The organism is Glycomyces terrestris (genome assembly GCF_003933745.1).
GTDB classification, from domain to species: domain Bacteria; phylum Actinomycetota; class Actinomycetes; order Mycobacteriales; family Micromonosporaceae; genus Glycomyces; species Glycomyces terrestris.
In genome coordinates this window covers 203,531-227,672 of the sequence record NZ_RSEB01000007.1, presented here as the reverse complement: position 1 = coordinate 227,672, position 24,142 = coordinate 203,531, and the positions used below count along the sequence as shown (strand labels likewise).

The window sequence follows — 24,142 nt, the reverse complement described above, 5'->3', positions numbered from 1 at the left end:
GGTCAGGCGGCGGTGCGGTTCAGGGGGCTGCCGGCCAGCAGGCCGGCCACGAGCGCCCGGTAGGAGTCGTGGCTGAACCGCTCGCGCACCCGCTGCTGGGCGAGGGCGCTGCGGGCCAGGAAGCGCTCGGGGTCGGCGTACAGGCCGTCCACCAATGGGATCACCTCGGCGGGCTCGCAGTACAGGGCCGCGTCGCCGAAGACCGGTTCGAACCGGGGCGGGAGCACGGTCACGCACCCGGCGGCGAGGGCCTCCAGGACGGCGCGGCCGAACGCCTCGTACTGGCGCGGGTGCGGGAAGTAGATCCAGAAGTCGAGCTGGTACAGGAACGAGTCCACGTCGGTCTCGTTGAAGCCGTAGCAGGTCCACTCGGCGGGCGCGGGCGCGCCGGTGATCTCGGCGACCGACTTGACGCCGCCCATGACGCGCACGTCCCAGCGGCCGTCGCCGGGGTACACGAGCGGGAGGTCGGCGGCGGTCGGCCACTTCGTGCGGTCGTCGCGGGAGTGGCGGCCGACGACGGGGAGCTTGGAGCGGAACCCGGTGCGGGCGGGGTGGAGGTCGGCGGTGTCGATGATGCCGGGCATGTCGAAGTCGGCGAGGGGCCCCGCGGTGAGCCCGGCGAGCGCCTCGCGGACCTGCGGGCCCTGCGGCACCCACAGGGGCTCGGTCCCGAACATGTCGGCGGCGTTCGCGTGGCAGCCGTCGGGGTCGTAGCGGACGTCGGAGCCGTCGCGCTCGGCCGGGGCCTGGTTCGCGAGGACGACCATCCGCTCCGGGCGGACCGCGGACCGCTCCCCGGACCGGAACTGGAGGATCGGCGGGTAGCGCAGCACCAGGAGGCGGCACTCGACGTCGTCGGTGGGGAGGACCTGCTCGACCGCTCCGTCGTTCACCATCCGCTGGATCGGCTCGCACATCGGCCGGTCCTCGGTCGTCATGTGCCGCCACGACTCCAGGTGCATGACCGCGACCGACAGGCCCGCGGCGCGCAGCGCCTTGACCTCCTCGATCGTCGACTTCTGCGGGCCCCCGAAGGGCCGCCAGTCGAGGCAGAACACGACGTCGAAGCGGCGAGTGCGCTGCTCGGCGCGGGCGACGGCCGCGTGGTACGGGGCCCAGAACGGGCGCCGCACGGGCCGGCGCGGCAGGTACGGGTCGGCCTCGCCGGCCGCGATCTGCCGGTGCCACAGCGGGTACGAGGACTGGTAGGCGCGCCGCGACGGGTGCTTCCAGCCGGGCCCGAACTCCTCCCGGGACAGCGACCCGGGGGCCTGGCGCATGACCGTGTCCCACGTGCCCGCGAGCCGCCGCACGGCCGCCTCACCGTACGCGGCCGAGAACCGCTGGAGGAACTCGGTGTCGGCGCCCTTGCGGATCTCGTCGTAGTAGCCGAGCCGGTCGAGGGCGCCGCGCCGGAACGTCATCGACGCGGTCGACGCGGTCGTGAGGACCCGGCCGGGCCGGGTCGCGGTGAGGTCCTCGTTGAACAGGAACGCCTCGCCGTACGTCAGCTGGAGGCCCGGGTCGGCCAGGAGCGGCGCGACCGACCGCTCGAGGCGCCGCGGCGCCGCCCAGTCGTCGGAGTCCAGGCCGGTCACGAACTCGCCCGCGGCCGCGTCGAACGCGGTGTTCCGGGCCGCGAACGTCCCGCCGTTCTCGGCCTGCCGGAGGATCCGCACCCGGTCGTCCAGCGCGGCCGCGGCGTCGAAGACGTCGCCGTACTCGGGCCCGGAGGCGTCGTCGACGACGAGGACCTCCAGGTTCGCCCACGTGCCCTCTAGGACCGACCGGACCGCGGTGAGCAGCGCCGGCCCGGGCCGGTACGCGGTCATGACGACCGAGACCTTCGGGCCGTCCACGCTCGCGGGGGCGGCGCCGCCGCGGAGCCGGTCGAACCACGGCAGCGACGCGTCCGGGTCGAGGCGCAGCTCCGGCTGCCGGCACAGGGCCGCGAGCCGCCCGGCCCACGCCCGCTCGTCGCCGCCCGCGTCCGGATGCCCGAGGTCGGCCAGGAGCGCGTCCCGCTCGAGTGCCGGCAGCTGCCGGTACCGCCGCAGCAGCCGCCGCACCCGGTCGAGGTCGCCCGCGGCGTACGCGAGCTGCGCGTGCACCGCCGCGGCCCGGACCGGCACCCGCTTCGGGCCCCCGATCGCCAGGGCGAGGTCGAACAGCGCGAGCGCGTCCCGCCGGTCCTCCTCGGTCCCGAACTGGAGGCCGACCACGCGGGCCAGGTCGCACAGCGCCGCCGGGTCCGCGTCGACCCGCCGCCCCTCCCGGGCGGCATCGATGAGCTGCGGCAGCGTCAGCGAGCGGGTCGCCGCCGCCGCGAGCAGCCACCGGCCCCCGGGCGAGCGGGTGCGCAGCGCGGTGGACACGAGCGAGCCCCTCCGGCGGGCCTTCGACTGCGCCAACTGGTCGTCGATCAGGCGGGCCGGATATCGCGAGCCCTCGTCAGCTGGGGTCATCTCGTCCGTTCATCTCTGCGTCGCATTCAGCCCAGATCCTCGCGTGCCCAATGGCTCGGAAGTTGAATTGCATGCGAACGGACACCCTCACCTGCGTAAACAGATGTTGAACTGGGAAGCCGGTCAAGGTCCGCCTCCGCTCCCGGGATATCGTGGGCGCGAAATGAACGACTCACCGAAACGCCCGCGCATCGTCCGCAACGACTATAGGGCCCTGCACCCGCCGACGGCGGCCACCTGGAAGCCGAGTCTCGCGGTGAGCGTCGTCATCCCAGCTTACGGCGCGCAGGAGAAGCTCGACCTCACCCTCGCCGCCCTCGCCGCCCAGACGTACCCCGCGGACCTCATGGAGGTCGTCGTCGTCGACGACAATTCCACGCCGCCCCTGCGCCTGCCCGAGCTCCGCCCCGAGCACACCCGCCTCGTCACCACCACCCCCGACTCGTGGGGGTCCGCGCACGGCGTCAACACCGGCGTCGCCCACGCCGACGGCCAGGTGATCCTGCGCCTCGACTCCGACATGGTCGCCTACCGCGACCACGTCGAGGCCCAGCTGCGCTGGCACCACACCGCCGACTACCTGGCCGTCCTGGGCCACAAGCGGTTCATCGCGTGGGAGCCGGGCCGCCTGACCCCCGAGCAGGTGCACGAGAAGATCCTCGTCGGCGAGGGCGCGGCCCTGTTCGCGATCGAGGACTCGACCCCGCACTGGATCGAGAAGGTCATCGACGACACCGACGGCCTCACCGCGCACCACCACTCGAACTACCGGGTGTTCATCGGCGCCACCGGGTCCCTCCACCGCGACTTCTTCAAGACCGTCGGCGGCCTCGACACCGACCTGCGCCTCGGCAGCGACACCGAGTTCGCGTACCGGCTCTCGCAGGCCGGCGCCGTGTTCGTCCCCGAGACGACCTCCTCCGCCTGGCACCTCGGCATCCCGCAGATGCAGGAGAAGGAGGAGGAGGGCCGCCGCCAGCGCGTCCCCTACATCGCCCAGCGCGTCCCCCTCCACGGCTGGCGCCGCACGGCCGCGCCCCGCGCCTGGCGGGTCCCCCTGGTGGACATGGTCGTCGAGATCGGCGACGCGAACGTCGCCGACGTGGACGCCGCGGTCGCGCCCGTCCTCGGCGGCCCCGACGGCGACGTCCGCGTCACCCTCGTCACCGGCCGCGGCCCCGCCCCGCACGACCGGGCGTCGATCCTCGCCGGCGACGGCGCCCAGCTGCGCCTGGTCGAGGAGCTGTACGGCCACGAGTCCCGGGTCCGGATCGCCGAGAAGGCCCCCGAGCCCGACCCGGCCGTCCCCTACCGGTTCCTGCTCCCCCGGCCGGTGCCGCTGCGCGCCGACAGCCTCGGCCGGATGCTCAAGCTCATGGAGCGCGTCGACGCCGGCCTCGTCACCGCCGCGATCCCGGGCGGCCCGCCCGCGCGCCTGGAGCGGACCGCCGCGTTCGCGCGCGCCCGCCACATCGTCGGCGGCACCGGCCTCGACCAGGTCGTCGCCGGCATCTGGGGCGCCACCGTGTTCGAGGGCCTCGCCGCCACCGAACCCGAAGGGACCGTGTTCAACCCGCCGCCCGCCGACTTCGCGCGCCGCCTCGTCCGCAAGTACTTCAACGCCCGCCAGCGCGCCCGCCTGCGCGCCCTCCTCAAACGCTAGGAGCGCCGTGGACGCCGTCCTCCGCCGCAACGACTACGGCCCGCTGACCAGGCCCGGCGGGGAGCCCGCGCTGCGCGTGAGCGTCGTCGTCCCGGCGCACGGGCACCAGGACAAGCTCGACGTCACGCTCGCGTCCCTCGCGGCCCAGACGTACCCGGCGCACCTCATGGAGGTCGTCGTCGTCGACGACGGCTCCACCCCGCCGCTGCGCCTCCCGGACCTGCGGCCCGAGTCGACCCGCATCGCGGCCCCGCTCGCCGGCGGCTGGGCCTCGGCGCACGCCACGAACTCCGGCGTCGCCCAGAGCGACGGCGACGTCGTGCTCCGCCTCGACGCCGACATGCTCGTCTTCGACGACCACGTCGCCTCCCAGCTGTCCTGGCACCACGCCGCCGACTACCTCGCCGTGCTGGGCCACAAGCGGTTCGTGGACTACCGGCCCGGCGACCTCGACCCCCTCGACGTGTACGAGGCCGTCCGCGCCGGCAAGGCCGCGACCCTGTTCGACCGGTCCGAACCGCAGTGGATCGAGCAGATCATCGACGCCACCGGCGGCCTGCGCGACGCCGACCACCGGGCCTTCCGCGTCCTCGTCGGCGCCTCGTTCTCCGTGCACCGCAGCCTCTTCGACGCCGCCGGCGGCATGGACGCCGACCTGCCCCTCGGCTCCGACACCGTCTTCGGCTACCGCCTCCACCAGGCCGGCGCCCTCTTCGTGCCCGACCACGAGTCGTCCGCGTGGCACCTCGGCCCGCGCCAGATCGCCGCCCGCGGCGACCTCGCCAAGGCCTACCGCCGGCCCCGGATCGCCGACCGCGTCCCCGAACTCGACCTCAAGCGCCCCAGGGCCAACCGCAGCTGGGGCACCCCCCTCGCCGACGTGACCGTCCCCGCCGGGCCCGGCGCCGAGACCTGCGTCGACGCGATCCTCACCGGCTCCAGGCGCGACGTGCGCGTCACCCTCACCGGCGACTGGCCCGCACCCGAGACCGGCCGCCACGCCCCGCTCGACGACCCGGCGTTCGACGCCCGGCTCCTCCTCGAGGCGTTCGGTGGCGAACCCCGCGTCCGCTTCACCGCCGCGCCCGCACCCGACCCCCGCGTCCCCTACCGCATCGACGTCCCCGCGGCCGCCGAACCGGGACCGGACGCGGTCGCCGCGATCGTCGACCACGCCAACGAGCACCGGCTCGGACTCGTGGAGATCGAACTCCCGCACGGCGTCGTGCGCCTGGAGCGGGCCGCGGCCGCCGCGCGCGCGCACCGCACCGGCGCCTCGATCGCGGACGTGTGGGGGGCCGAACGGGTCGCGTCGGGCCCGCTCGCGGACGCGTTCGCGCCCTCAGCCGCCCGAGACGCGGGTGGCGGCCGGGAGGCCGGGCCCGGCGGGCTGCTCCGGCGGGCCGTCAGGCGCGGCCTCGGCCGCTGACCCCCGCGGCGCGGCCGGCCCCTGCGGGCCGCCGCCGCGCACGCGGCGCGCCAGCCGGTACACCTGCCGCAGCGCCTCGTACCCGAGGTACGCGCGCGCGGCCAGCAGCCGCTGCTTCAGGCCCGCGACCCCCGCGGCGGGGCGCCACGCGTCCGGGCCCGGGTGGTAGCGGCGGTACAGCGCGGAGGTGCGGCGGAAGAACTCGCGGCGCTTGCGCGGGTCGACGCGCTCGGTGTTCCCGATGACGACGAGCAGGTGCCACACCATGTGGTTGAACAGGGCGACCCGGACCTGCGGCTCCCGGACGTCCTCGAAGTCGTCCCAGACGCGCTGCCACTGGGTGAACACGTCGAAGTGCCGGTCGTCGCGGGTGCGCGTGATCGAGGACCCGGCGCGCTGGCGCCACTGGTAGCAGGACTCGGTGACGACCGCGATCCGCTCGGCGCGGCGCAGCAGGCCGTACGTCCAGGGGATGTCGGTGTACCAGCCGGCGGGGAAGCCGAGGTCGATGCCGGTGAGGAACTCGCGGCGGGAGACCTTCGTCCACGGGGTGTGCGTGTAGTCGACGATCTGGGGCCATTCGGCGAGCGTGAAGCCGCCGGGGTCGGCCGGGCACGCGGCGGTGAGGTCGGCGAGCTCGCCGGGCTCGACCACGCCGGTGTCGCGGACCTTCTCGTGCTGCACCAGGAGCACGTCGAGGGGCGCGGAGGCGTCGAGCGCGGCGATGACGCGGTCGACGGCGCCGGGCTTGAGCTCGTCGTCGCCGTCCACGAACCACACGTAGTCGCCCTTGGCCTGCGTCAGGCCGAAGTTCCGGGCCGGGCCCGAGCCCGCGTTCTCCGGGGTGGACACGACCCGGAAGCGGGGGTCCTCGGCGGCGAACCGCTCCGCGATGGCGCGCGAGCCGTCCGGCGAGCAGTCGTCCACCACGACGACCTCGAGCCGGTCTCCCCCGCCGACGATCGTCCGGAGGCAGCCGGCGAGGTACGCCTCGGCGCCGTAGACGGGGATGACGATGCTCAATGTGGGCATGCCCCCGATGGTAGCTCCAGGGCGGCGTCCGGACATGGGTGAGAATGGGAATCGGGCGTCGGCGAGTTGCGGGAGAAATCGCATGTGAACGGCGTATTTCCGGGCGCGCGGGGAGCGGCTGCGAGGTGCGCGGACGCCCGCGCGGCAATGGTGAACATTGGTCGATCAGCGGGTGAACAAACGCTCGAATTGACGTCTGCTCGCATTTCAGGTGGCCGAAAAGTGAACGACCGGACAACGGCAATTGACGTTTGCCCTGGTCAAGTCCGCAGAATTCGCCATTGCTAATCTCGGTCTGAGCTGTCAGCTCTTCCCACCGATTCGCAAAGGACTCCACAGTGTCTGCTAACGACGTGGCATCTGAAGGACAGGCCGGCGCCCCGGTCGACCTGGTCGTGGTCGGTCAGGGCTACGTCGGCCTGCCGCTCGCGCAGGCCGCGACCGCCAAGGGCCTCACCGTGGTCGGCCTCGACCGCACCCGCGCGGTCGTCGACGCGCTCAACGCGGGGTCGAGCCACATCGACGACATCTCCGACGCCGAGCTGCGGACCATGCTCGAGCAGGGCTACACCGCGACCGCCGACCCGGCGGTCCAGGCCCGCGCGAAGGCCATCGTCATCTGCGTGCCGACGCCGCTGGGCGAGGCGGGCGGGCCCGACCTCGCCGCCGTCATCGGCGCCTCCCGCGCCGCCGGGCAGCACCTCCAGCGGGGCGCGCTCGTGGTCCTGGAGTCCACCACCTACCCGGGCACGACCGAGGAGGTCGTCGCGCCGATCCTCGAGCAGGAGTCGGGCCTGACCGCCGGCGTCGACTTCTGCCTGGCGTTCTCGCCGGAGCGGGTCGACCCGGGCAACCCGGTGTACGGGATCGTGAACACGCCGAAGGTCGTCGGCGGCCTCACCCCCGAGTGCACGGCGGCCGCGAAGGCCCTGTACTCGCGGTTCATCGACACGATCGTGGAGGCCAAGGGCCCGCGCGAGGCCGAGATGGCGAAGCTCCTCGAGAACACGTACCGGCACGTGAACATCGCGCTGGTGAACGAGATGGCGGTGTTCTGCCGCGAGCTCGGCGTGGACCTGTGGGACGCGATCGGGCTGGCGAAGACGAAGCCGTTCGGCTACCAGGCGTTCTACCCGGGGCCGGGCGTGGGCGGGCACTGCATCCCGATCGACCCGAACTACCTGTCGTACAAGGTGCGGACGCTCGGCTACCCGTTCCGGTTCGTGGAGCTGGCGCAGGAGATCAACAACCGGATGCCGGAGTACACGGTGAACCGGGCGATGGCGAAGCTGAACGACGCGGGCATCGCGCTCTCGCGCGCCCGGGTGCTGCTGCTGGGCGTGACCTACAAGCCGGACATCGCCGACCAGCGCGAGTCGCCGGCGACCCCGGTGGGCCGCAAGCTCATCGAGGCGGGCGCGGAGCTCGCCTACCACGACCCGCACGTGACGTCGTGGAACGTGGCCGGCCACGAGGTGGAGCGGGTCGCCGACCTCGCCACCGCGAAGGCCGACCTGATCGTGCTGCTCACCAACCACTCCGAGTACACCCCGGAGTCCCTCCCGGCCGGCGTCCCCGTCCTGGACACCCGCGGCGCCCTGCGCGGCACGGAGGGCGTCGAGACGCTCTAACCGCTGCCAGCCGCGACGGGCGATCCCCCTGGCCTCCACTTCGATGCCGGGACTCATGGGGTCGCCCTTCCACGCTGGGCGCCATGTCGTCGGGCAGGATTCGGGCTCGGTGAAGACCGCGACGGGCCGCGGACCGGCGCCGGTGCCTTCATTGCAGCGAATGCCGTGCAGGGCGGGATCCTCGGTGTTCCGCTCCACGAGGAACCGGATGCTGTCGCCCATGCCGATGTCGCGGGTGAACTCGCCGATGAGGTGCCAGTCATCAGCCATGTGCGCGCTCCAAGAGTCGTGGCACCAAGGCGGGAGCGGGAAAAGGGCTCGGCCTGCGGCGGTGGGCGCCGGTGAGTCTGGTGCGGCGTCGGGGCCGCAAGTCCTCGGTGCTGATGTCGCCCGCGAGCAGGGCTGCTTCCCGTTGAGCGGGTGAGGCGGTGTCGAGGAAGTGGCGCGCCGCCGACTCGCGGTAGTAGCAGCCGTGCCTTCCCCAGCGTTCGCCGCACCAGTCGCAGCGCAGGCGGCCGAAGCCGAGCCAGGTTCGGTAGGGCTGGTGCAGTTGCAGGTCGATCTTGGCCCATGCGGGCACAGCATCGCGCGATAGGCTGATCAGCGCCATGAGAATCCGTTCTCGTGGAGTGCGCGGCCCGCCGGTCTAGGTTCCAAGCTTTCCCCGGCGGGCCGCTGTCTGTGTTCGGCCCTATTGAGTTCGAGTTCCGCCCGCCCCGAGGCGTACACCTCGGGGCGGGCGCGGATCACCGGCGGCATCCCGCCTGCCCCCACCAGGCCAGGCGGTCTGCGAGTCAGCGCCGCCGTTTCATGACCCAGAGTGAAGTCCCCATCAGTAGATCACATTTGACGGGTTCAAGCAAGTTCTGATGGCATCAGATTTTGGTTCGCTCACGGCGGGGATTTCCCCAGGTCGGTGGTCGGTAGGCTGAGCGCGCCAGAAGCGCAGGGAGGAATCGCCATCAATGAGCGGCAAGCATGACTCGGCCAGCGCCCGCGCCGCCGAAACGCTGCGCCAGCGAATCCTCGACGGCGTGTACGCCCCAGGCGATCGGATGCCCAGCGCGACGGTGATCGGCAATGAGTTCAACATCGACCGAGGTACCGCGGCCCGAGTGCTGGCGCAGCTGCGCAGCGACGGATTCATCATCACCAAACCTCGATCCGGCAGCTACGTCAGAACGTTCGAGCCGAATCTGCGGTCCTTCCCGATGCGCCTCGAAGTCTGGAAAGAGGGGCGAGCAGTCCAAGGCGCCGATTCCGGCAAACAGACGAGACTGATCGACCTGACCGTCGGCGAGACTCCAGCCGGTCGGGCCGTGGCCGATGCGTTCCGGATCGAGCCCGGCAGCCCGATGATCCGCCGAGCGCGGCGCTTCTCCATGGAAGACCGGCCTGTCCAGCTCGCGGATTCCTACTACCTGCCTGAGATGGTGCGCGCCACCGCGATCGTCTACACGGACACCGGGCCCGGCGGCGTGTATGCGCGGCTCGCGGAGATCGGGCATGCTCCGGCGAGATTCACCGAGCGGCTGCGGGCCAGGATGCCGCTGCCCGCCGAGACCGAGGCGCTCGAACTGCCCGGCGGCACTCCCGTCATCGCAATCACCCGCGTCGCCTACGACGGCGAGGACCGGTGCGTCGAGGTCACGGAGATGGTGCTCGATGCGAGCGCGTACGAACTCGAATACCACGCCACGATCTGAGCTTTCGGCCGCGAACGGCGAGAGGGCCCGGGCGCTTCGCGCCCGGGCCCTCTCGCTCTTACGGGTGTTTCCTGGTGTGACGCTTGGGTTATGCGACGGCGCGGGCGAACTTGCGGGTCGCCCACCACGGCCCGCGAACGGCTCGCCGAAGCGCTCGCCACCCTCAAGGCAGGGTCCAACCGGATGGGCGAGTACATCGCTTCGATCGCAGGCGGCGGGAGCGGCGGGGTCGCACCTCCGGGAGGCCCGCCGGTCAGGGCCGCCGGAGGCGGCGGGGCTCCCCCGCCCACCGCGCCGCGCACAACGGCCAGCGGCGGCGGGTCCGTCCCGCCGCGAGCCCGTGAAGCGGCGGGCCGCCTTCCGGTATGGGTTGACGGCGACCGGGCGCGCGCAGTGGCTTTCACCAGTGATGAGAGCGAACTCGTCGACTTCCAGTCCGGCCGCGACCCCAAAGCACGCGAAGGGGTGAAGCCTCCGTTCAAATACGCCGTGGTGATGGACCACGTGGAGGCCCGCATTGCAGGCGAGACCCGGGCGGGTGGCAGCCGGGACGTCACCATGGTCATCAACAAGGAGCCGTGCGGGGGCGAGGCGGGCTGTGACGCGATTCTGCCCGAGGGCGCGCGACTCACCGTCTACGTCGGGGGACAGCTCGGGCGTGCGGTTCTACAAGACGTACAACGGCAACGGGACGGCGGTAAGCGCATGAGCTTCCGAATCTGGTGGGACATCAACAACGAGCCGCTTGCGGGATCGGCCGAGGCCGAGGAGTTCGTCCGGGACCTCACGCGCATGGTCGCCGCGCAGGGCGTGCGATCGGGCCGGTTGTGGATCGGCCCGGACGGGACCGACAAGTCGGAGGCACCGCTGCAAGTGGACTTCGTCTCGGACCCTGGACTCGGCCCGATTGCAGGCCTCGGCGAACTTGAGGCGCGCGTCGACCGCGACCCGGAGACCGAGGGCGTCGCGGTCGTCGTCTGGCGTCCAGGCAACGAACTCGCCTCGGACGGGACCGAGGTCTCGGGAGACCTCTCAGTCAGCGAGTCCGCGTACAAGCCGCTGGTCCCCATCGCGAGCAACCTCGCGCGCGTCTCGGTCACGACGCTGTACGCCATCGTCGCCAGCTACACGGCAACTGGGGCGCGCCCCGAGGTCGAAGGCGTGGAATGGGGACCGCTTCCGACCGATGTCACGGGCGGCGACCCGACATAGAGCGTCCCCGACCCGTCGGCTACGGCATAGCAGGTGGAACGCACTTAGGCCAGAAAGCCGGAGGGCCGGGCGCGCTTCGCGCGTCCGGCCCTCCGGCTTTCTGGTTTCCTGGTGTCAAGCCACGGCGCGGGCGAACTTGCGGGTCGCCCACCACACGAGCAGGATCGTGAGGGCGCCGAGGATGACGGGCGCCTGCCACACGTAGTCGGTGCCGAGGTTCCCGGCGAACAGGTCGCGGGAGGCCTGGACGGCGTAGTAGAACGGGTTGAAGTCGGCCACGTTCTGGAGCCACGCCGGGGCCATGATCATCGGCAGCATGATGCCGGAGATGAGCATGATCGGCTGGACCAGGGTGTTGATGACCGGGCCCATCGCGTCCTCGCTCTTGAGGATGATCGCGAGCCCGAGCGACAGGGCCGCGAGCATGAACGCGGTGAGCATGACGATGAGCAGCATCAGCCCGACGCCGGCCCAGTAGATGTCGAGCTTCCCGGTCAGGGCCGCCAGGAGCACGAGCGCGAGCGACTGGAACAGCGTGGTGCTGACCGTGGCGAACGTGCGGCCGAGCATGAGCGCGACCCGGCTGATCGGGGTGACGCGCATCCGCTCGATGACGCCCTGGCGGAGCTCGGCGATGAGGCCGAAGCCGACGAACGCGGACCCGAAGAGCGCCATCATGATGATGAGGCCGGGCACGAACGTCTCCATCGCGCCGTTCTCGAACCCGGGCATGCCGTCCATGGGCTCCAGGAGCGGCGCGAACAGGAACAGGAAGTAGATCGGCTGGACCAGCATGACGATGAGCCACACCGGCTGCTTCAGGTTGAGCTTCATGGCCCGGGAGTAGACGAGCCAGGTGTCGCGGACGACCTTCACTTACTTCTCCTCTCGCAGGGACCGGCCGGTCTGCTTCAGGAACACGTCGTCGAGGCTCGGCCGGTGCAGCTCGATGGAGGCGGGGGAGATCGACGCGCCGTCGAGGGTGCGCAGCAGCTCGGGAAGCGCGGCGGCGCCGTCGTCGACGTACAGGCGCAGGACGGCGACGCCGGTGGCCGGGTCGGGCTCGCCGGCCTCGACCTCGCGGACGAAGTCCTTGGCGTCGAAGAGGTCGCGGGCCTCGGCGGCGCGGTCGGTGACGCCGACGGCGACGACGTCCCCGGCGACCTCCTTCTTGAGCGCGAGCGGGGTGCCCTCGGCGACGATCTCGCCGTGGTCGATGATCGCGAGCCGGTCGCACAGGGCGTCGGCCTCGTCGAGGTAGTGCGTGGTCAGGAAGATCGCGGTGCCGCGGTCGCGCAGGGCCCGCACCTCGTCCCACATGTGGGCGCGCGACTGCGGGTCGAGGCCCGTGGTCGGCTCGTCCAGGAACAGCAGCTTCGGCTCGTGCATGATGCCGAGCGCGATGTCGAGGCGGCGCTTCTGGCCGCCGGAGTACGTCTTGACGTTGCGGTCGGCGTACTCGCTGAGCTGGAACGACTCCAGGACGTCGGCGGCGCGCGCCTGCGCCCGCTTCTTCGACATGCCGTAGAGCCGGCCCTGCATGACGAGCTCCTCGCGGGCGGTCACTTCGCCCCAGGTGCCGCCGGCCTGGCCGACGTAGCCGATGTCGCGGCGGACCCCGGCGGCGTCGCGGGCCAGGTCGTGGCCGCACACCGTCGCCTCGCCCTCGGTGGGCTCGATGAGGGTCGAGAGCATCCGCATCGTCGTGGTCTTGCCGGCGCCGTTCGGGCCGAGGAGGCCGAAGACCTCCCCCTCCTTCACGGCGAGGTCGACGCCGCGCACGGCCTCGACCTCCTTGCCGCGGGACTTGAAGACCTTCTTCAGCCCCTTGGTCTCGATGAGCATTGGTACCTCGCGGGTGACTGGGTTCGAAAACCGGGAGTAGTGAACCTGGTTCCTTGTTCAACTTTGACTATATCGGTGGGGTGCGACGGCGCACAACCAGGTATAGGCGAAGCCGCGAGATTAGTCAAAGGTATAATATTGCGGGCATGTGGAGCACGCGTCTGCTTGTCCTCGGCCTGGTCAGGTGGCTCGGCCCCGTCCACGGGTACCTGGTGCGCCGGGAGCTCGACTCGTGGCGGATGCCGGGGATCTCCGAGATCGGCGCCGGCTCGATCTACCACGCGCTGAAGCGACTCACGGCCGACGGCAGCCTCGAAGTCGCCGGCACCGAGTCGGTCGACGCCCGCCCCGCGCGCACCACGTACCGGATCACCGCCCACGGCGAGGCCGAGTTCCAGCGCACGCTCCGCGAGAAGCTGTGGGAGGTCAGCGGCGGCGACGACCCATTCCACACCGCCTGGTCCTTCGCGACCGTCCTCACCCGCGCCGAGAACATCGCCCTCCTGCGCCAGCGCGCCGAGACCCTCTACCACCGCGTCGAATCGGTGACCGTCATCCTCGCCGCGACCTCGCCCGACGTCGCCGAGGACCGGGAGTCGGCGTTCCTGCCCGCGCACGTGCGGGCGCTCCTCAAGCGACAGACCGACCTCTGGAACACCGACGCCGAGTGGTGTGAGGACACGGCCGGGCGCATCGAGTCCGGCGACCTCGCCATCGGGCCCGACCCCGACCCGGAGCAGGCCGCGCACTGGCGCGAGGCGATCCGCAGCGAGAAGTTCGCTGAGGAGGCCGCGATGTGGCAGTCGGTGTTCGAGGACTCGTGACCGCGTCGGCCCCGCAGCCGACGGCGCGGGCACTCCGGGTCGAACCGTCCTCCGCGGCGGCACCCAACCCGGGCCCTCCGGGGGGGCGCTCGGGCCCGGTTCCGGTCCGGAATCACGCCGGGGCGGGCGGGACGGGCCTGCGTCACTCAAACGATCGTTCAGGGAATCACGCTAAAAAATCCACAACCCGTCTTATGGAGACCCTCCAAAGAACGCCCGGTTCATGCCGATTCATCCGCGCGCTCTGAGTCGCCGTCCGCCCGGTCACCGATACCCGGCAACTACACTGCGGGACGTGCGCAAGGTTTTGATCGCCAACCGCGGCGAGATCGCAGTGAGAGTCATCCGGGCCTGCCGTGACGCCGGCTTCGAGTCCGTCGCCGTCTACGCCGACGGCGACCGCGATGCGCCCCACACCCTCCTGGCCGACGAGGCGTTCGCCCTCGACGGCCTCACGGCCGCCGACACCTACCTGCGGATCGACAAGCTGATCCGGATCGCGCAGCGGTCCGAGGCCGACGCCGTGCACCCCGGGTACGGGTTCCTCTCGGAGAACGCCGAGTTCGCCCAGGCCGTCATCGACGCCGGGCTCACCTGGATCGGCCCCACGCCGCAGTCCATCCGGGACCTCGGCGACAAGGTCACCGCGCGCCACCTCGCCATGAAGGCGAACGTGCCGCTCGTCCCCGGCACCAAGGACCCCGTGCAGGACGCCTCCGAGATCCTCGCGTTCGCCGACGAGCACGGCCTGCCCGTCGCGATCAAGGCCGCGTTCGGCGGCGGCGGCCGCGGCCTCAAGGTCGCCCGCACCCGCGAGGAGATCCCCGACCTGTACGAGTCCGCGGTCCGCGAGGCCGAGGCCGCGTTCGGGCGCGGCGAGTGCTTCGTCGAGCGCTACCTCGACCGGCCCCGCCACGTCGAGGCGCAGGTCCTCGCCGACACGCACGGCAACGTCATCGTCGTCGGCACCCGCGACTGCTCCCTCCAGCGCCGCCACCAGAAGCTCGTCGAGGAGGCCCCCGCGCCGTTCCTCACCGACGAGCAGCGCGCCGTCATCCACAACGCCGCCAAGGCCATCTGCAAGGAGGCCGAGTACCACGGCGCCGGCACCGTCGAGTTCCTCGTCGCCGTCGACGGCACCATCTCCTTCCTCGAAGTGAACACCCGACTCCAGGTCGAGCACCCCGTCTCCGAGGAGACCAGCGGCCTCGACCTCGTGCGCGAGCAGTTCCGCATCGCGTCCGGCGAGGCCGTGCCGCTCACCGAGGACCCCGCGCCGCGCGGCCACTCGATCGAGTTCCGCATCAACGGCGAGGACCCCGGCCGCGGGTTCCTGCCCGCCCCCGGCGCCGTCACGAAGCTGCGCCTCCCGGCCGGGCCGGGCGTGCGCGTCGACACCGGCATCGAAGAGGGCTCCGTCATCGACGGCAACTTCGACTCCCTGCTCGCGAAGGTCATCGTCACCGGCGCGACCCGCGAAGAGGCCCTGCGCCGGTCGCGGCGCGCGCTCGCGGAGATGGAGGTCGAGGGCATCGCGACGGTGCTCCCGTTCCACCGCCTCGTCGTCGAGGACCCGGCGTTCGCCGAGGACTTCACCGTCCACACCCGCTGGATCGAGACCGAGTGGGACAACACGCTCGAGCCGTTCAACGCGGGCGCGGGCGCCGGCGGCGAAGCGGAGGAGCGCACCAGCCTCGTCGTCGAGGTCGGCGGGAAGCGCCTCGAGGTGTCGATCCCGGCCGGGCTGCTGAACCCGGTCGCGTCGAGCAAGCCGAAGAAGCGCGCCGCGAAGAAGCAGTCCGACTCCGGGCCCGCGATCGGCGGCGACTCGCTGCCGTCCCCGATGCAGGGCACCATCGTCAAGGTCGCCGTGACCGACGGGCAGTCCGTCGTCAAGGGCGACACGATCGTGGTCCTCGAGGCCATGAAGATGGAGCAGCCCATCGAGGCGCACAAGTCCGGCACGGTCTCCGGGCTCGAGGTCGCCATCGGCGACGTCGTGGCGGCCGGGGCGCCGATCTGCCAGATCTCGGAGTAGCCGAGCGGGCCCGGTGACGGGAAGCCGTAACGGATCTGTCGGGTCCCAGACTTACAGGCGACTCCCCGACGAGGGACAATTGACGTTGCTGTGCGTAGCACCACAAGCACTGCCGCCGGCGACCGAAATCGGGTTAGGGTTCCCGGCGGCGGCATCACCGCCGGACCCGAACCACTCCCTACAGGGGGCTTGCCATGCGCTTCATCGACGGAACTCCTGAACACGACCTCACCTATTCGGACGTGTTCATGGTCCCCAACCGGTCCAGCGTGGCGTCGCGGCTCGACGTCGACCTGTCGACGGCCGACGGCACCGGGAACTCGATCCCGATCATCGCCGCGAACATGACCGCCGTGTCGGGCCGGCGCATGGCGGAGACGCTCGCCCGCCGCGGCGCGCTCGCCGTGATCCCGCAGGACATCCCCGTCGACGTCGTCGCCGACGTGATCGCGCGCGTCAAGTCCCGCCCCCTCGACTGCGACGCGGCCCTGACGCTCCCGCCGACCGCCACGGTCGCCGAGGCGATCGCCCTGTTCCCCAAGCGCGCCCACGGCGCGGTCATCGTCGTCGACTCCGAGCAGCGCCCCCTCGGCGTGGTCACCGAGGCCGACTGCCGCGGCGTCGACCGCTTCACCCAGCTGGAGCAGGTCGCCTCCGACCGGCTCGTGACGCTCCCGATCGGGACCTCCGAGGCCGAGGCGTTCCGGATCCTCGAAGACGCGAACGTGAAGCTCGCGCCCGTCCTCGACGCCGAGGGCCGCCTCCACGGCGTCATCACCCGCGCCGGCGCGCTCCGCAACACGATCTACCGGCCCAACACCGACGCGGACGGCAAACTCCGGGTCGCGGTCGCCATCGGCATCAACGGCGACGTCACCGGCAAGGCCACGGCCCTCGTCGAGGCCGGCGCCGACGTCATCGTCGTCGACACCGCGCACGGCCACCAGGAGAAGATGCTCGACGCCCTCAAGCTCGTCCGCGACGCCGCCCCGGGCCTCCCCATCGCCGCCGGCAACGTCGTCACCGCCGAGGGCACCATGGACCTCATCAACGCGGGCGCCGACATCGTCAAGGTCGGCGTCGGCCCGGGCGCCATGTGCACCACCCGCATGATGACCGGCGTCGGCCGGCCCCAGTTCTCCGCCGTCCTCGAATGCGCCGCGACCGCCCGCCGCATGGGCCGCCACGTCTGGGCCGACGGCGGCGTCCGCCACCCCCGCGACGTCGCCCTCGCCCTCGCCGCGGGCGCCTCGAACGTCATGATCGGCTCCTGGTTCGCCGGCACCCACGAATCGCCCGGCGACATGCACTACGACGCGAACGGCAAGCCCTACAAGGAGTCCTTCGGCATGGCCTCGGCCCGCGCCGTCAAGGCCCGCAGCGCCGGCGAGACCTCCTTCGACCAGGCCCGCAAGGCCCTGTTCGAGGAGGGCATCTCCACCGGCCGCATGTACCTCGACCCCCAGCGGCCCGGCGTGGAGGACCTGCTCGACTCGATCGTGGCCGGCATCCGCTCGGCCGCGACCTATGCGGGCGCGACGAACCTGGAAGAGTTCCACGAGCGCGCCGCCGTCGGGGTCCAGTCGGCCGCGGGCTACACCGAGGGCGCTCCGGTCCCGAGCAGCTGGTAGGGCTGCGGGGCGAGTCTTCCTTGCGAGACCGCGGGCGTCCGCCTGATGGCGGGCGCCCGCGGTTTCTCGCGAGATGTCCGGCAGGAGCCGAGCGCGGGTGCACCCGCGCTCGGTCTTCGGGGGCGGCCCCCGGGGTTCCCACTTCCTTTGCCGCCAGTCCTGCCGCTGCTCCGCACTCCACCACCGCCGGCGGAGCAGACGTTTTTTCTCTACCAACAATCACAGGTCGGGCTGAGGTTGCCAAGGTTTGTTTTTCGGCCTGTGGATAACTTCCCGCGCGACGGGCGTCCCCACTGGCCCGAGGGTCGCGACGGGCGTCGGCGGTTCGGGCGGGTGCGCTGGTCGATCGGGTCATGCCTCAACTCTGGCAGCGGTTCACCGGTTCGGCCAGCATTCATTTTCGCCCTGTGGATAACTCAGCCCGCGGCGTCTCTGGCCAGGAGGGCCGCCTGGACCCGGTTGGCGCACTCCAGTTTGGCGAGGACCCGGCTGACGTAGGTCTTCACCGTCGCTTCGCTCATGTGCGCGCGGGCCGCGATCTCCGCGTTGGTGAGCCCTTCGGCCAGCAGGGCGAGGACCTCGCGTTCGCGGGCGGCGAGGCGGTCGACGCGGGCGAGGGCGTCGCGGCGCCGCGGTGCCGCCTCCGGGGCGACGAGGCCGAGGACCATGCGGGTGACCACGGGCGACAGGTACGCCTCCCCCGCCGCGACCGCGCGGACCGCGGTCACCAGTTCCTCTGGGGTGCAGCTCTTCAGGACGAACCCGGCCGCGCCGCGTTCGACGGCGGCGAGGACGTTCTCCTGGTCGCCGAAGGACGTGAGGATCAGCGCCCGGGTCGCGGGCGAGGCCGCGGCCAGGCGTTCGACCACCGCCAGGCCGCCGAGGCCGGGCATGTTGAGGTCGAGGAGGGCCACCCGCGGGCGGTGGCGTTCGACCGCCGCCAGCGCAGCGCGTCCATCATGGACGGCAGCGGAGATCGTGAACCCGGCCGCCTCGAGGACGGTGCGGACGCCTGCGACGACGAGCGGCTCGTCGTCGGCGATGACCAAGGTCGTCATCGGACCCCCGTGACCATCGTGAGCGGCACCAGGAGGAGCAGCAGCACGAGTGTCGCGAGCGCGGCGGCGCGGACGCGGGGCGCGGTCTGCGGCGCGGTCGCCTTGGGCAGCACGGCGTTCAGGCGGAAGCGCCCGCCGTCGGCGCGGTGGTCGAGGAGGCCGCCGGCGGCGTCGACGCGTTCGCGGAGGCCGGCGAGGCCGTGGCCGCCGGGGAGCGGGGCCGGTGCGGCGGCGGGGAGGGGGTTCTCGACGGCGACGATGAGGGCGTCGTCCTCCCAGGTGACGGTCGCCGTGACGGGAGCGCCGGGGGCGTGCTTCGCGGCGTTCGCGAGGCCTTCTTCGAGGACGGCGTAGGCGGCGCGGGCGCCGGCGGCGGGCAGGGGGCCGGGGTCGCCGTGCCGGCGGAGGTCGACTGGGACGCCGGCCTCGATGAACTCGGCGGCGAGGGCGGCCGCCGCGGCGGCGTCGAAGCCGGGGCCGGGGTCGTCGCCGCCGCGGAGGACCGCGACGAGGCCGTGGAGGTCGTCGACGGCGCCGCGGACGGTGTCGCCGACGCGGCGGGCTTCGGCGCGGCGCTCGGGGTCGGTCTCGCGGACTTCGAGGGCGGCGGCCTGGACGGCGGCGAGGCCGAGGCGGCGGCCGATGCGGTCGTGCATGTCGCGGGCCAGGCGGAGGCGTTCGCGGTGGACGGCGGCTTCGCGTTCGCGCACGGCGCCGCGGTGGCGCTGCCAGAGGGCGACGACGACCGCGGCGGTGAGGAGGGCGAGGACGCCGGCGGGCGCGGGCCCGGCAGGGAGCATCGCGAGGACGGCGAACTCGGCCAGGACGACCGCGACCGCCGCGAGGAGACCTCTCATGGGGCCAGGGTACGCACCGGCGGGCGGGCCCGGCCGCCCACTTTCGTCGCGGGAGGTCGCGACCTTCGGGGACTGGGAAGGGGCCCTTCGGGATTCGTACGGTGGCCGGGTGATCGAAGTGAACCATCTGACCAAGCGGTATCGGGGCGGCACGGCCGTCGACGACCTGTCGTTCCGCGTGGAGCCGGGGCGCGTCACCGGTTTCCTCGGCCCGAACGGCGCGGGCAAGTCCACGACCATCCGGATGATCCTCGGCCTCGACCGGCCCACGGCCGGGAGCGCGCTCGTCGGCGGGCGGCGGTACGCGGAGCTGAAGCGCCCGCTGACCGTGGTCGGCGCGCTCGCGGAGGCGTCCGACGTGCACCCGGGGCGCCGGGTGCGCGACCACCTCCTGTGGCTGGCGCGGTCGAACGGCCTGGGCCGGCAGCGCGTGGCGGCGGTCCTGGACGAGACGGGGCTGGCCGGTGCGGCGGGGAAGGCGGCGCGGACGCTGTCACTGGGCATGCGGCAGCGGCTGGGGATCGCGGCGGCGCTGCTCGGGGACCCGGGGGTGCTCATCCTGGACGAGCCGGTGAACGGGCTCGATCCGGAGGGCGTCATCTGGATCAGGAACCTCGCGAAGCGGCTCGCGGGCGAGGGCCGGACGGTGCTGGTGTCGAGTCATCTCATGTCGGAGATGGCGCTGACGGCGTCCCATCTGGTCGTGATCGGGCGCGGGCGGCTGCTCGCGGACCTGCCGACGGACGAGTTCGTGTCCGCGCATTCGGGCGCGAACCTGGAGGAGGCGTTCATGCGCCTGACGAGCGATTCGGTCGAGTACCGGGCGGGAGGCAGCCGGTGAGCGCGCTGGGGGCCGCCGCGGCGGCGGAGTGGGTGAAGGTCCGCACGGTGCGGTCGACGGCGGTGATGCTGGCGGCGTTCGCGGTGGTCGGGGTCGGGCTCGGCTGGGTGGTCGCGGGGAGTTTCGCGGCGTCGGAGCGGGAGCAGGATCCGCTGGCGGCCGGGTTCTTCAGCCTGCTGCTGGGGCAGATGCTGCTCATCACGTTCGCGGTGCAGTTCGTCGGTTCGGAGTTCTCGACCGGGACGATCCGGGTGTCACTGGCGGCGGTGCCGTCGCGGGGCCGGTTCTACGCGGCGAAGATGATCGTGACGGGCCTGGTCGTGGCGGCCGCGGCGGTCGTGGTCGAGGTGGCGACGTTCGTCGTGGCGCAGTCGCGGCTGGGCGCGGACGCGGCGCGGTTCGGCGAGTGGGAGACGATCGAGGCGCTGCTGGGCGGCTGGGCGCACCTGACGCTGCTGAGCCTGTTCGCGGCGGGCGTCGCGGTGATGCTGCGGAGCATGGTGGTGACGCTGTCGGTGCTGCTGCCGGTCCTGTTCCTGAGTTCGCAGGGGCTGGGGAACCTCGACGCGATCAGGCCGGTCGCGCAGTACCTGCCCGACCAGGTCGGCATGGTCGTCATGCACCTGACGGTGCCCGGGGACCCGCAGTTCGGGCGGGACTACGGGCCCTGGGAGGGGATCGGGATCCTGGTGCTGTGGACGGCGGCCTCGCTCCTCGGCGGGTGGGTCGCGCTGCGGCGCAGGGACGCCTGAGCGGAGGTCGGCCCGGGCGCGAGACGGCTTCGCCGCCCCGCGCCCCTGTGGACCGTCCTCATTTGATGGAACCCTCCACATTCACGCATGGTTCTCGGATAACTTCGCTCTGTAGTCGGCCGGCGGTTGCGGCCGCAGATTCAGCGGGCGCGAGCCGTCGGCAGGCGCCCGAGACAGGAACGAAGGAGCACTCGTGAAACGTATGGCCACCTTCGGCGCGGGCTCGCTGCTGCTCGCCGCCGCACTCGCCGCCCTGCCCGCGACGTCCGGGGCGCAGGCCGCCCCCGAGGCGCTGAAGACCGTGCTGGTCGACGAGGACTTCACCGGCACCGAAGTGAGCGACCCGAACTTCCACTCGCACAACGCCTGCCTGACCGCGAGCACCGCGGCCGGCGGCGAGCACGACTTCGACTCCTGCGCCGACCAGGCGATCGGCCCGGTCCCCGCCGAAGGCAAGACCCCCGGCTACCTGCAATTGACCGACACCGGCAAGTACGACCACGGCGGCATCGTCTACAACAAGGCGCTCACCAACGAGGGCGGCATCGAGGTCACCTTCGCCCAGTACCAGTACGGCGGCACCGGCGCCGACGGCATCTCGTTCTTCATCGTCGACGGCGACACCGACCTCGAGCAGCTCGGCGCGTACGGCGGCAGCCTCGGGTACGCCCAGTTCCACCGCAAGGACATCGTCCGCGACGGCGTCGACGGTGCCTACCTCGGGCTCGGCCTCGACGCGTGGGGGAACTTCTCGGCCGACACCGAGGGCCGCGGCAAGGGCTGCCCGGAGAAGTACCAGGCCCCGGACTACCTGAGCGAGAACATCAACCGCGCGCCCGACAACGTGGCCCTCCGCGGCCCCGGCCAGGGCACCGACGGCTACTGCCTGCTGGCGACCACCGCGACCGACGAGAAGATCGGCAGCTACGGCGACGGCGACATCTACGGCACCGACTTCCCCGAGTCGCTGCGCGCCGAGACGCTCGGCGACGCGAAGCGCCTCGTCAAGCTGAAGATCTCGGACGACCCGAAGCCGGACGTCACCGTCGACATCGACTTCCAGGACGGCGCCGGCTGGGTCCGCGTCCTGGAGGCCCAGGTGCCGTTCAAGGCGCCCGACACGTTCAAGTTCGGGTTCGCGTCCTCCACCGGCGGCGCGACCGATGTGCACCTGCTGCGCCACCTGCGCGTGGAGACCTTCGAGTAGGGGACGGCAGACGAGCGGGCCCGCGCCGGACGGCGCGGGCCCGCTTCGCGTCCGGTCTAGAACTCCATGAGCTGGCGGGCGGCCTCGGCGACCGAGCCCGACAGCGACGGGTAGATCGTGAACGTGCGGGCGACCTGCTCCACGGTGAGGCGCTGCTCGACGGCGAGCGCGATCGGGGTGATGAGCTCGGAGGCGCGGGAGCCGACGACGACGCCGCCGGCGACGATCCCCGAGGAGTTCCACGCGAACAGCTTCACGAAGCCCTCGGTGCGGTCGACCATCTTCGCGCGCGGGTTCGACGCGAACGGCAGGAGCACGCCGCGGCAGTCCACTCTGCCGGAGTCGACGTCGGCCTGGGTGACGCCGACGGAGGCGAGCTCGGGGTCGGTGAACACGTTCGCGGCGACGTGCGCGAGCTTGATGGGGCGCACGGCCTCGCCGAGGGCGTGCCAGATCGCGATGCGGCCCTGCATGGCCGCGACGGAGGCGAGGGCGTGGATGCCGGTGACGTCGCCGGCGGCGTACACACCGGGGACGTTGGTGCGGGAGACCTTGTCGACGGGGATGAAGCCGCGCTCGTCGACGGTGATGCCGTAGGCGTGGAGGCCGAGGTTGTCGGAGTTGGGGATGGAGCCGACGCAGATGAGGGCGTGGCTGCCCTCGATGACGGTGCCGTCGTCGAGCTCGACCTCGACGCCGTCGTCGGTGCGGCGGGCGGCGGCGGCGCGGGAGTGGTTGCGCACGTCCATGCCGCGGCGCACGAAGACGCGGCCGACGGTCTCGGCGGCCTCGGCGTCCTCGTGGGGCATGACGCGGTCGCGGGAGGAGATGAGGGTGACGCGGGAGCCCATGGCGAGGTACGCGGAGGCGAACTCGGCGCCGGTGACGCCGGAGCCGACGACGATGAGGTGCTCGGGGAGCTCCTTGAGGTCGTACAGCTGGCGCCAGGTGAGGATGCGCTCGCCGTCGACGGGCGCGGAGGTGAGGGTGCGGGGGGTGGCGCCGGTGGCGATGAGGACGATGTCGGCGTCGGTGTCGAACGGCTCGCCTTCGAGGGGGACGACGTGGAGTTCGTGGAGGTAGTTGTAGCCCTTGTCGACGCGGAGCGCGCCGCGCCCGTACACGATGTTCACGCCCTGGTTGACGAGTTTCTGGGCGATGTCGGCGGACTGCTGGGTGGCGAGGCGGCGCACCCGGCCGTTGACGGCGACGGGGTCGGTGGTCGCCTCCTTGGCCGCCACGCCGAGCTCCGCGGATTCGTGGATCTCGGTGAGCACGTTGGAGGCGGCGATGAAGGTCTTCGAGGGGACGCAGTCGGAGAGGACGCAGGCCCCGCCGGCGCCCGTGGCCTCGATGAGGGTGACGTCGGCGCCGAGCTGGGCCGCCACGAGGGCGGCCTCGTACCCGGCCGGGCCTCCGCCGATGATCGCTACTCGTGCCACGGGTGCGCCTTTCGGTGTTCGGGATGCTTCAGTGCGGGCTGGTTTAAGGGTATCTTCGAGTCGTGCATCTCTATGCCGCGTATGGCTCGAATCTCGACCCTGCCCGCATGCGCGCGACCTGCCCGAGGTCGCCGCTGGTCGGGACGGGCTGGCTGGAGGGCTGGCGACTGACGTTCGGCGGCGCCGACCTGGGCTGGGAGTCCGCGGTCGCCACCGTGGTCGAGGCGCCCGGGGAGCGGGTGTTCGTGTCGCTGTACGACCTGGACCCGGCCGACCGGCAGGTCCTCGACGAGCTCGAGGGCTTCAACTCGAAGCTGTACCGCAAGATGCACACCCAGGCGGTCACGCTCGAGGCGAACCGTCCGGTGTGGCTGTACGTCTTCGAGGGCTTCGAGGGCGGCCTGCCGAGCCAGTGGTACCTCGACGAGATCCTCCGCGCCGCCGAGGCGGCCGGGGCCCCGCAGGACTACGTCGAGACGCTGCGCAAGCGCCCGACCGCCGAGTAG

General features: G+C 72.1%; 19 protein-coding genes and 1 pseudogene. 12 read left to right on the top strand and 8 right to left on the bottom strand.

Translation table 11 applies throughout. The annotated features are described in order from the left end of the window. Positions 1–2: 2 nt before the first annotated feature. On the bottom strand, positions 3–2,468 hold the full coding sequence (locus EIW28_RS22255) for a glycosyltransferase (RefSeq protein WP_125249906.1): 2,466 nt from the start codon (positions 2,466–2,468) through the stop codon (positions 3–5). Between the two features lie 163 nt (positions 2,469–2,631). Between EIW28_RS22255 and EIW28_RS22250 the strand changes: the two genes are divergently transcribed. Both EIW28_RS22250 and EIW28_RS24550 read left to right on the top strand, forming a co-directional pair. Continuing rightward, the gene (locus EIW28_RS22250; protein ID WP_158630506.1) at positions 2,632–4,131 is read left to right on the top strand and encodes a glycosyltransferase; all 1,500 of its coding nucleotides are present in this window, start codon (positions 2,632–2,634) and stop codon (positions 4,129–4,131) included. 7 nt (positions 4,132–4,138) lie between these two features. Further along, positions 4,139–5,560 (top strand): glycosyltransferase, encoded by a 1,422-nt coding sequence (locus EIW28_RS24550; protein WP_187350647.1) that lies wholly within the window; start codon positions 4,139–4,141, stop codon positions 5,558–5,560. On the opposite strand, the gene EIW28_RS22240 is transcribed toward EIW28_RS24550, so the two are convergent. Continuing rightward, entirely contained in the window at positions 5,474–6,592 is a 1,119-nt protein-coding gene (locus EIW28_RS22240) for a glycosyltransferase family 2 protein (protein WP_158630505.1), read from the bottom strand. The genes EIW28_RS24550 and EIW28_RS22240 overlap by 87 nt on opposite strands. 353 nt (positions 6,593–6,945) lie before the next feature. On the opposite strand from EIW28_RS22240, the gene EIW28_RS22235 reads away from it, so the two are divergent. Then, entirely contained in the window at positions 6,946–8,223 is a 1,278-nt protein-coding gene (locus tag EIW28_RS22235; RefSeq protein ID WP_197717420.1) for a nucleotide sugar dehydrogenase, read from the top strand. A 262-nt stretch (positions 8,224–8,485) separates the two neighbouring features. On the opposite strand, the gene EIW28_RS22230 is transcribed toward EIW28_RS22235, so the two are convergent. Further along, entirely contained in the window at positions 8,486–8,833 is a 348-nt protein-coding gene (locus tag EIW28_RS22230) for a hypothetical protein (RefSeq protein WP_125249902.1), read from the bottom strand. 355 nt (positions 8,834–9,188) lie between these two features. Here EIW28_RS22230 and EIW28_RS22225 point away from each other — a divergent pair, with 355 nt between their 5' ends. Continuing rightward, positions 9,189–9,929 carry a GntR family transcriptional regulator gene (locus EIW28_RS22225; RefSeq protein WP_125249901.1) on the top strand — a complete coding sequence of 247 codons (741 nt, stop codon included), beginning with the start codon at positions 9,189–9,191 and terminating at the stop codon, positions 9,927–9,929. Positions 9,930–10,019: 90 nt separating this feature from the next. After that, positions 10,020–11,141 carry a DddA-like double-stranded DNA deaminase toxin gene (locus tag EIW28_RS22220; protein ID WP_331852312.1) on the top strand — a complete coding sequence of 374 codons (1,122 nt, stop codon included), beginning with the start codon at positions 10,020–10,022 and terminating at the stop codon, positions 11,139–11,141. Between the two features lie 114 nt (positions 11,142–11,255). Here the strand turns inward: EIW28_RS22220 and EIW28_RS22215 are convergent, their stop codons facing one another. Together EIW28_RS22215 and EIW28_RS22210 are read right to left on the bottom strand one after the other, a co-directional pair. Next, positions 11,256–12,017: an ABC transporter permease gene (locus tag EIW28_RS22215; RefSeq protein ID WP_125249899.1), complete on the bottom strand. Its 762-nt coding sequence runs from the start codon at positions 12,015–12,017 to the stop codon at positions 11,256–11,258. Then, positions 12,018–12,986 (bottom strand): ATP-binding cassette domain-containing protein, encoded by a 969-nt coding sequence (locus EIW28_RS22210; RefSeq protein ID WP_125249898.1) that lies wholly within the window; start codon positions 12,984–12,986, stop codon positions 12,018–12,020. Positions 12,987–13,132: 146 nt separating this feature from the next. Here EIW28_RS22210 and EIW28_RS22205 point away from each other — a divergent pair, with 146 nt between their 5' ends. From EIW28_RS22205 to EIW28_RS22195, 3 genes are all read left to right on the top strand, one after another. After that, the gene (locus EIW28_RS22205; protein ID WP_125249897.1) at positions 13,133–13,810 is read left to right on the top strand and encodes a PadR family transcriptional regulator; all 678 of its coding nucleotides are present in this window, start codon (positions 13,133–13,135) and stop codon (positions 13,808–13,810) included. 295 nt (positions 13,811–14,105) lie between these two features. Beyond that, positions 14,106–15,848: an acetyl/propionyl/methylcrotonyl-CoA carboxylase subunit alpha gene (locus EIW28_RS22200; RefSeq protein WP_125249896.1), complete on the top strand. Its 1,743-nt coding sequence runs from the start codon at positions 14,106–14,108 to the stop codon at positions 15,846–15,848. A gap of 194 nt (positions 15,849–16,042) precedes the next feature. Then, on the top strand, positions 16,043–17,479 hold the full coding sequence (locus EIW28_RS22195) for a GuaB1 family IMP dehydrogenase-related protein (RefSeq protein ID WP_125249895.1): 1,437 nt from the start codon (positions 16,043–16,045) through the stop codon (positions 17,477–17,479). 416 nt (positions 17,480–17,895) lie between these two features. Here EIW28_RS22195 and EIW28_RS22190 read toward each other — a convergent pair whose 3' ends face one another. Together EIW28_RS22190 and EIW28_RS22185 are read right to left on the bottom strand one after the other, a co-directional pair. After that, entirely contained in the window at positions 17,896–18,537 is a 642-nt protein-coding gene (locus EIW28_RS22190) for a response regulator (RefSeq protein ID WP_125249894.1), read from the bottom strand. Beyond that, positions 18,534–19,394 carry a sensor histidine kinase gene (locus tag EIW28_RS22185; protein ID WP_125249893.1) on the bottom strand — a complete coding sequence of 287 codons (861 nt, stop codon included), beginning with the start codon at positions 19,392–19,394 and terminating at the stop codon, positions 18,534–18,536. Before EIW28_RS22185 ends, EIW28_RS22190 begins: the two co-directional genes overlap by 4 nt. Positions 19,395–19,503: 109 nt before the next feature. On the opposite strand from EIW28_RS22185, the gene EIW28_RS22180 reads away from it, so the two are divergent. The 3 genes from EIW28_RS22180 to EIW28_RS22170 all read left to right on the top strand — a co-directional run bounded on the left by EIW28_RS22180 (position 19,504) and on the right by EIW28_RS22170 (position 22,194). Continuing rightward, positions 19,504–20,235, top strand: coding sequence for an ABC transporter ATP-binding protein (locus tag EIW28_RS22180; RefSeq protein ID WP_125249892.1), 732 nt, complete (start codon positions 19,504–19,506; stop codon positions 20,233–20,235). Continuing rightward, positions 20,232–20,987 (top strand): ABC transporter permease, encoded by a 756-nt coding sequence (locus EIW28_RS22175; protein ID WP_197717419.1) that lies wholly within the window; start codon positions 20,232–20,234, stop codon positions 20,985–20,987. Before EIW28_RS22180 ends, EIW28_RS22175 begins: the two co-directional genes overlap by 4 nt. A 193-nt stretch (positions 20,988–21,180) precedes the next feature. After that, positions 21,181–22,194, top strand: coding sequence for an L-type lectin family protein (locus EIW28_RS22170; protein WP_125249891.1), 1,014 nt, complete (start codon positions 21,181–21,183; stop codon positions 22,192–22,194). 56 nt (positions 22,195–22,250) lie between these two features. Here EIW28_RS22170 and EIW28_RS22165 read toward each other — a convergent pair. Further along, positions 22,251–23,642 (bottom strand): annotated as a pseudogene (locus EIW28_RS22165) (NAD(P)H-quinone dehydrogenase); the annotation flags it as partial. A gap of 56 nt (positions 23,643–23,698) precedes the next feature. On the opposite strand from EIW28_RS22165, the gene EIW28_RS22160 reads away from it, so the two are divergent. Continuing rightward, a complete protein-coding gene (locus EIW28_RS22160) occupies positions 23,699–24,142 on the top strand; it encodes a gamma-glutamylcyclotransferase family protein (RefSeq protein WP_125249889.1) in 444 nt (147 codons plus the stop codon).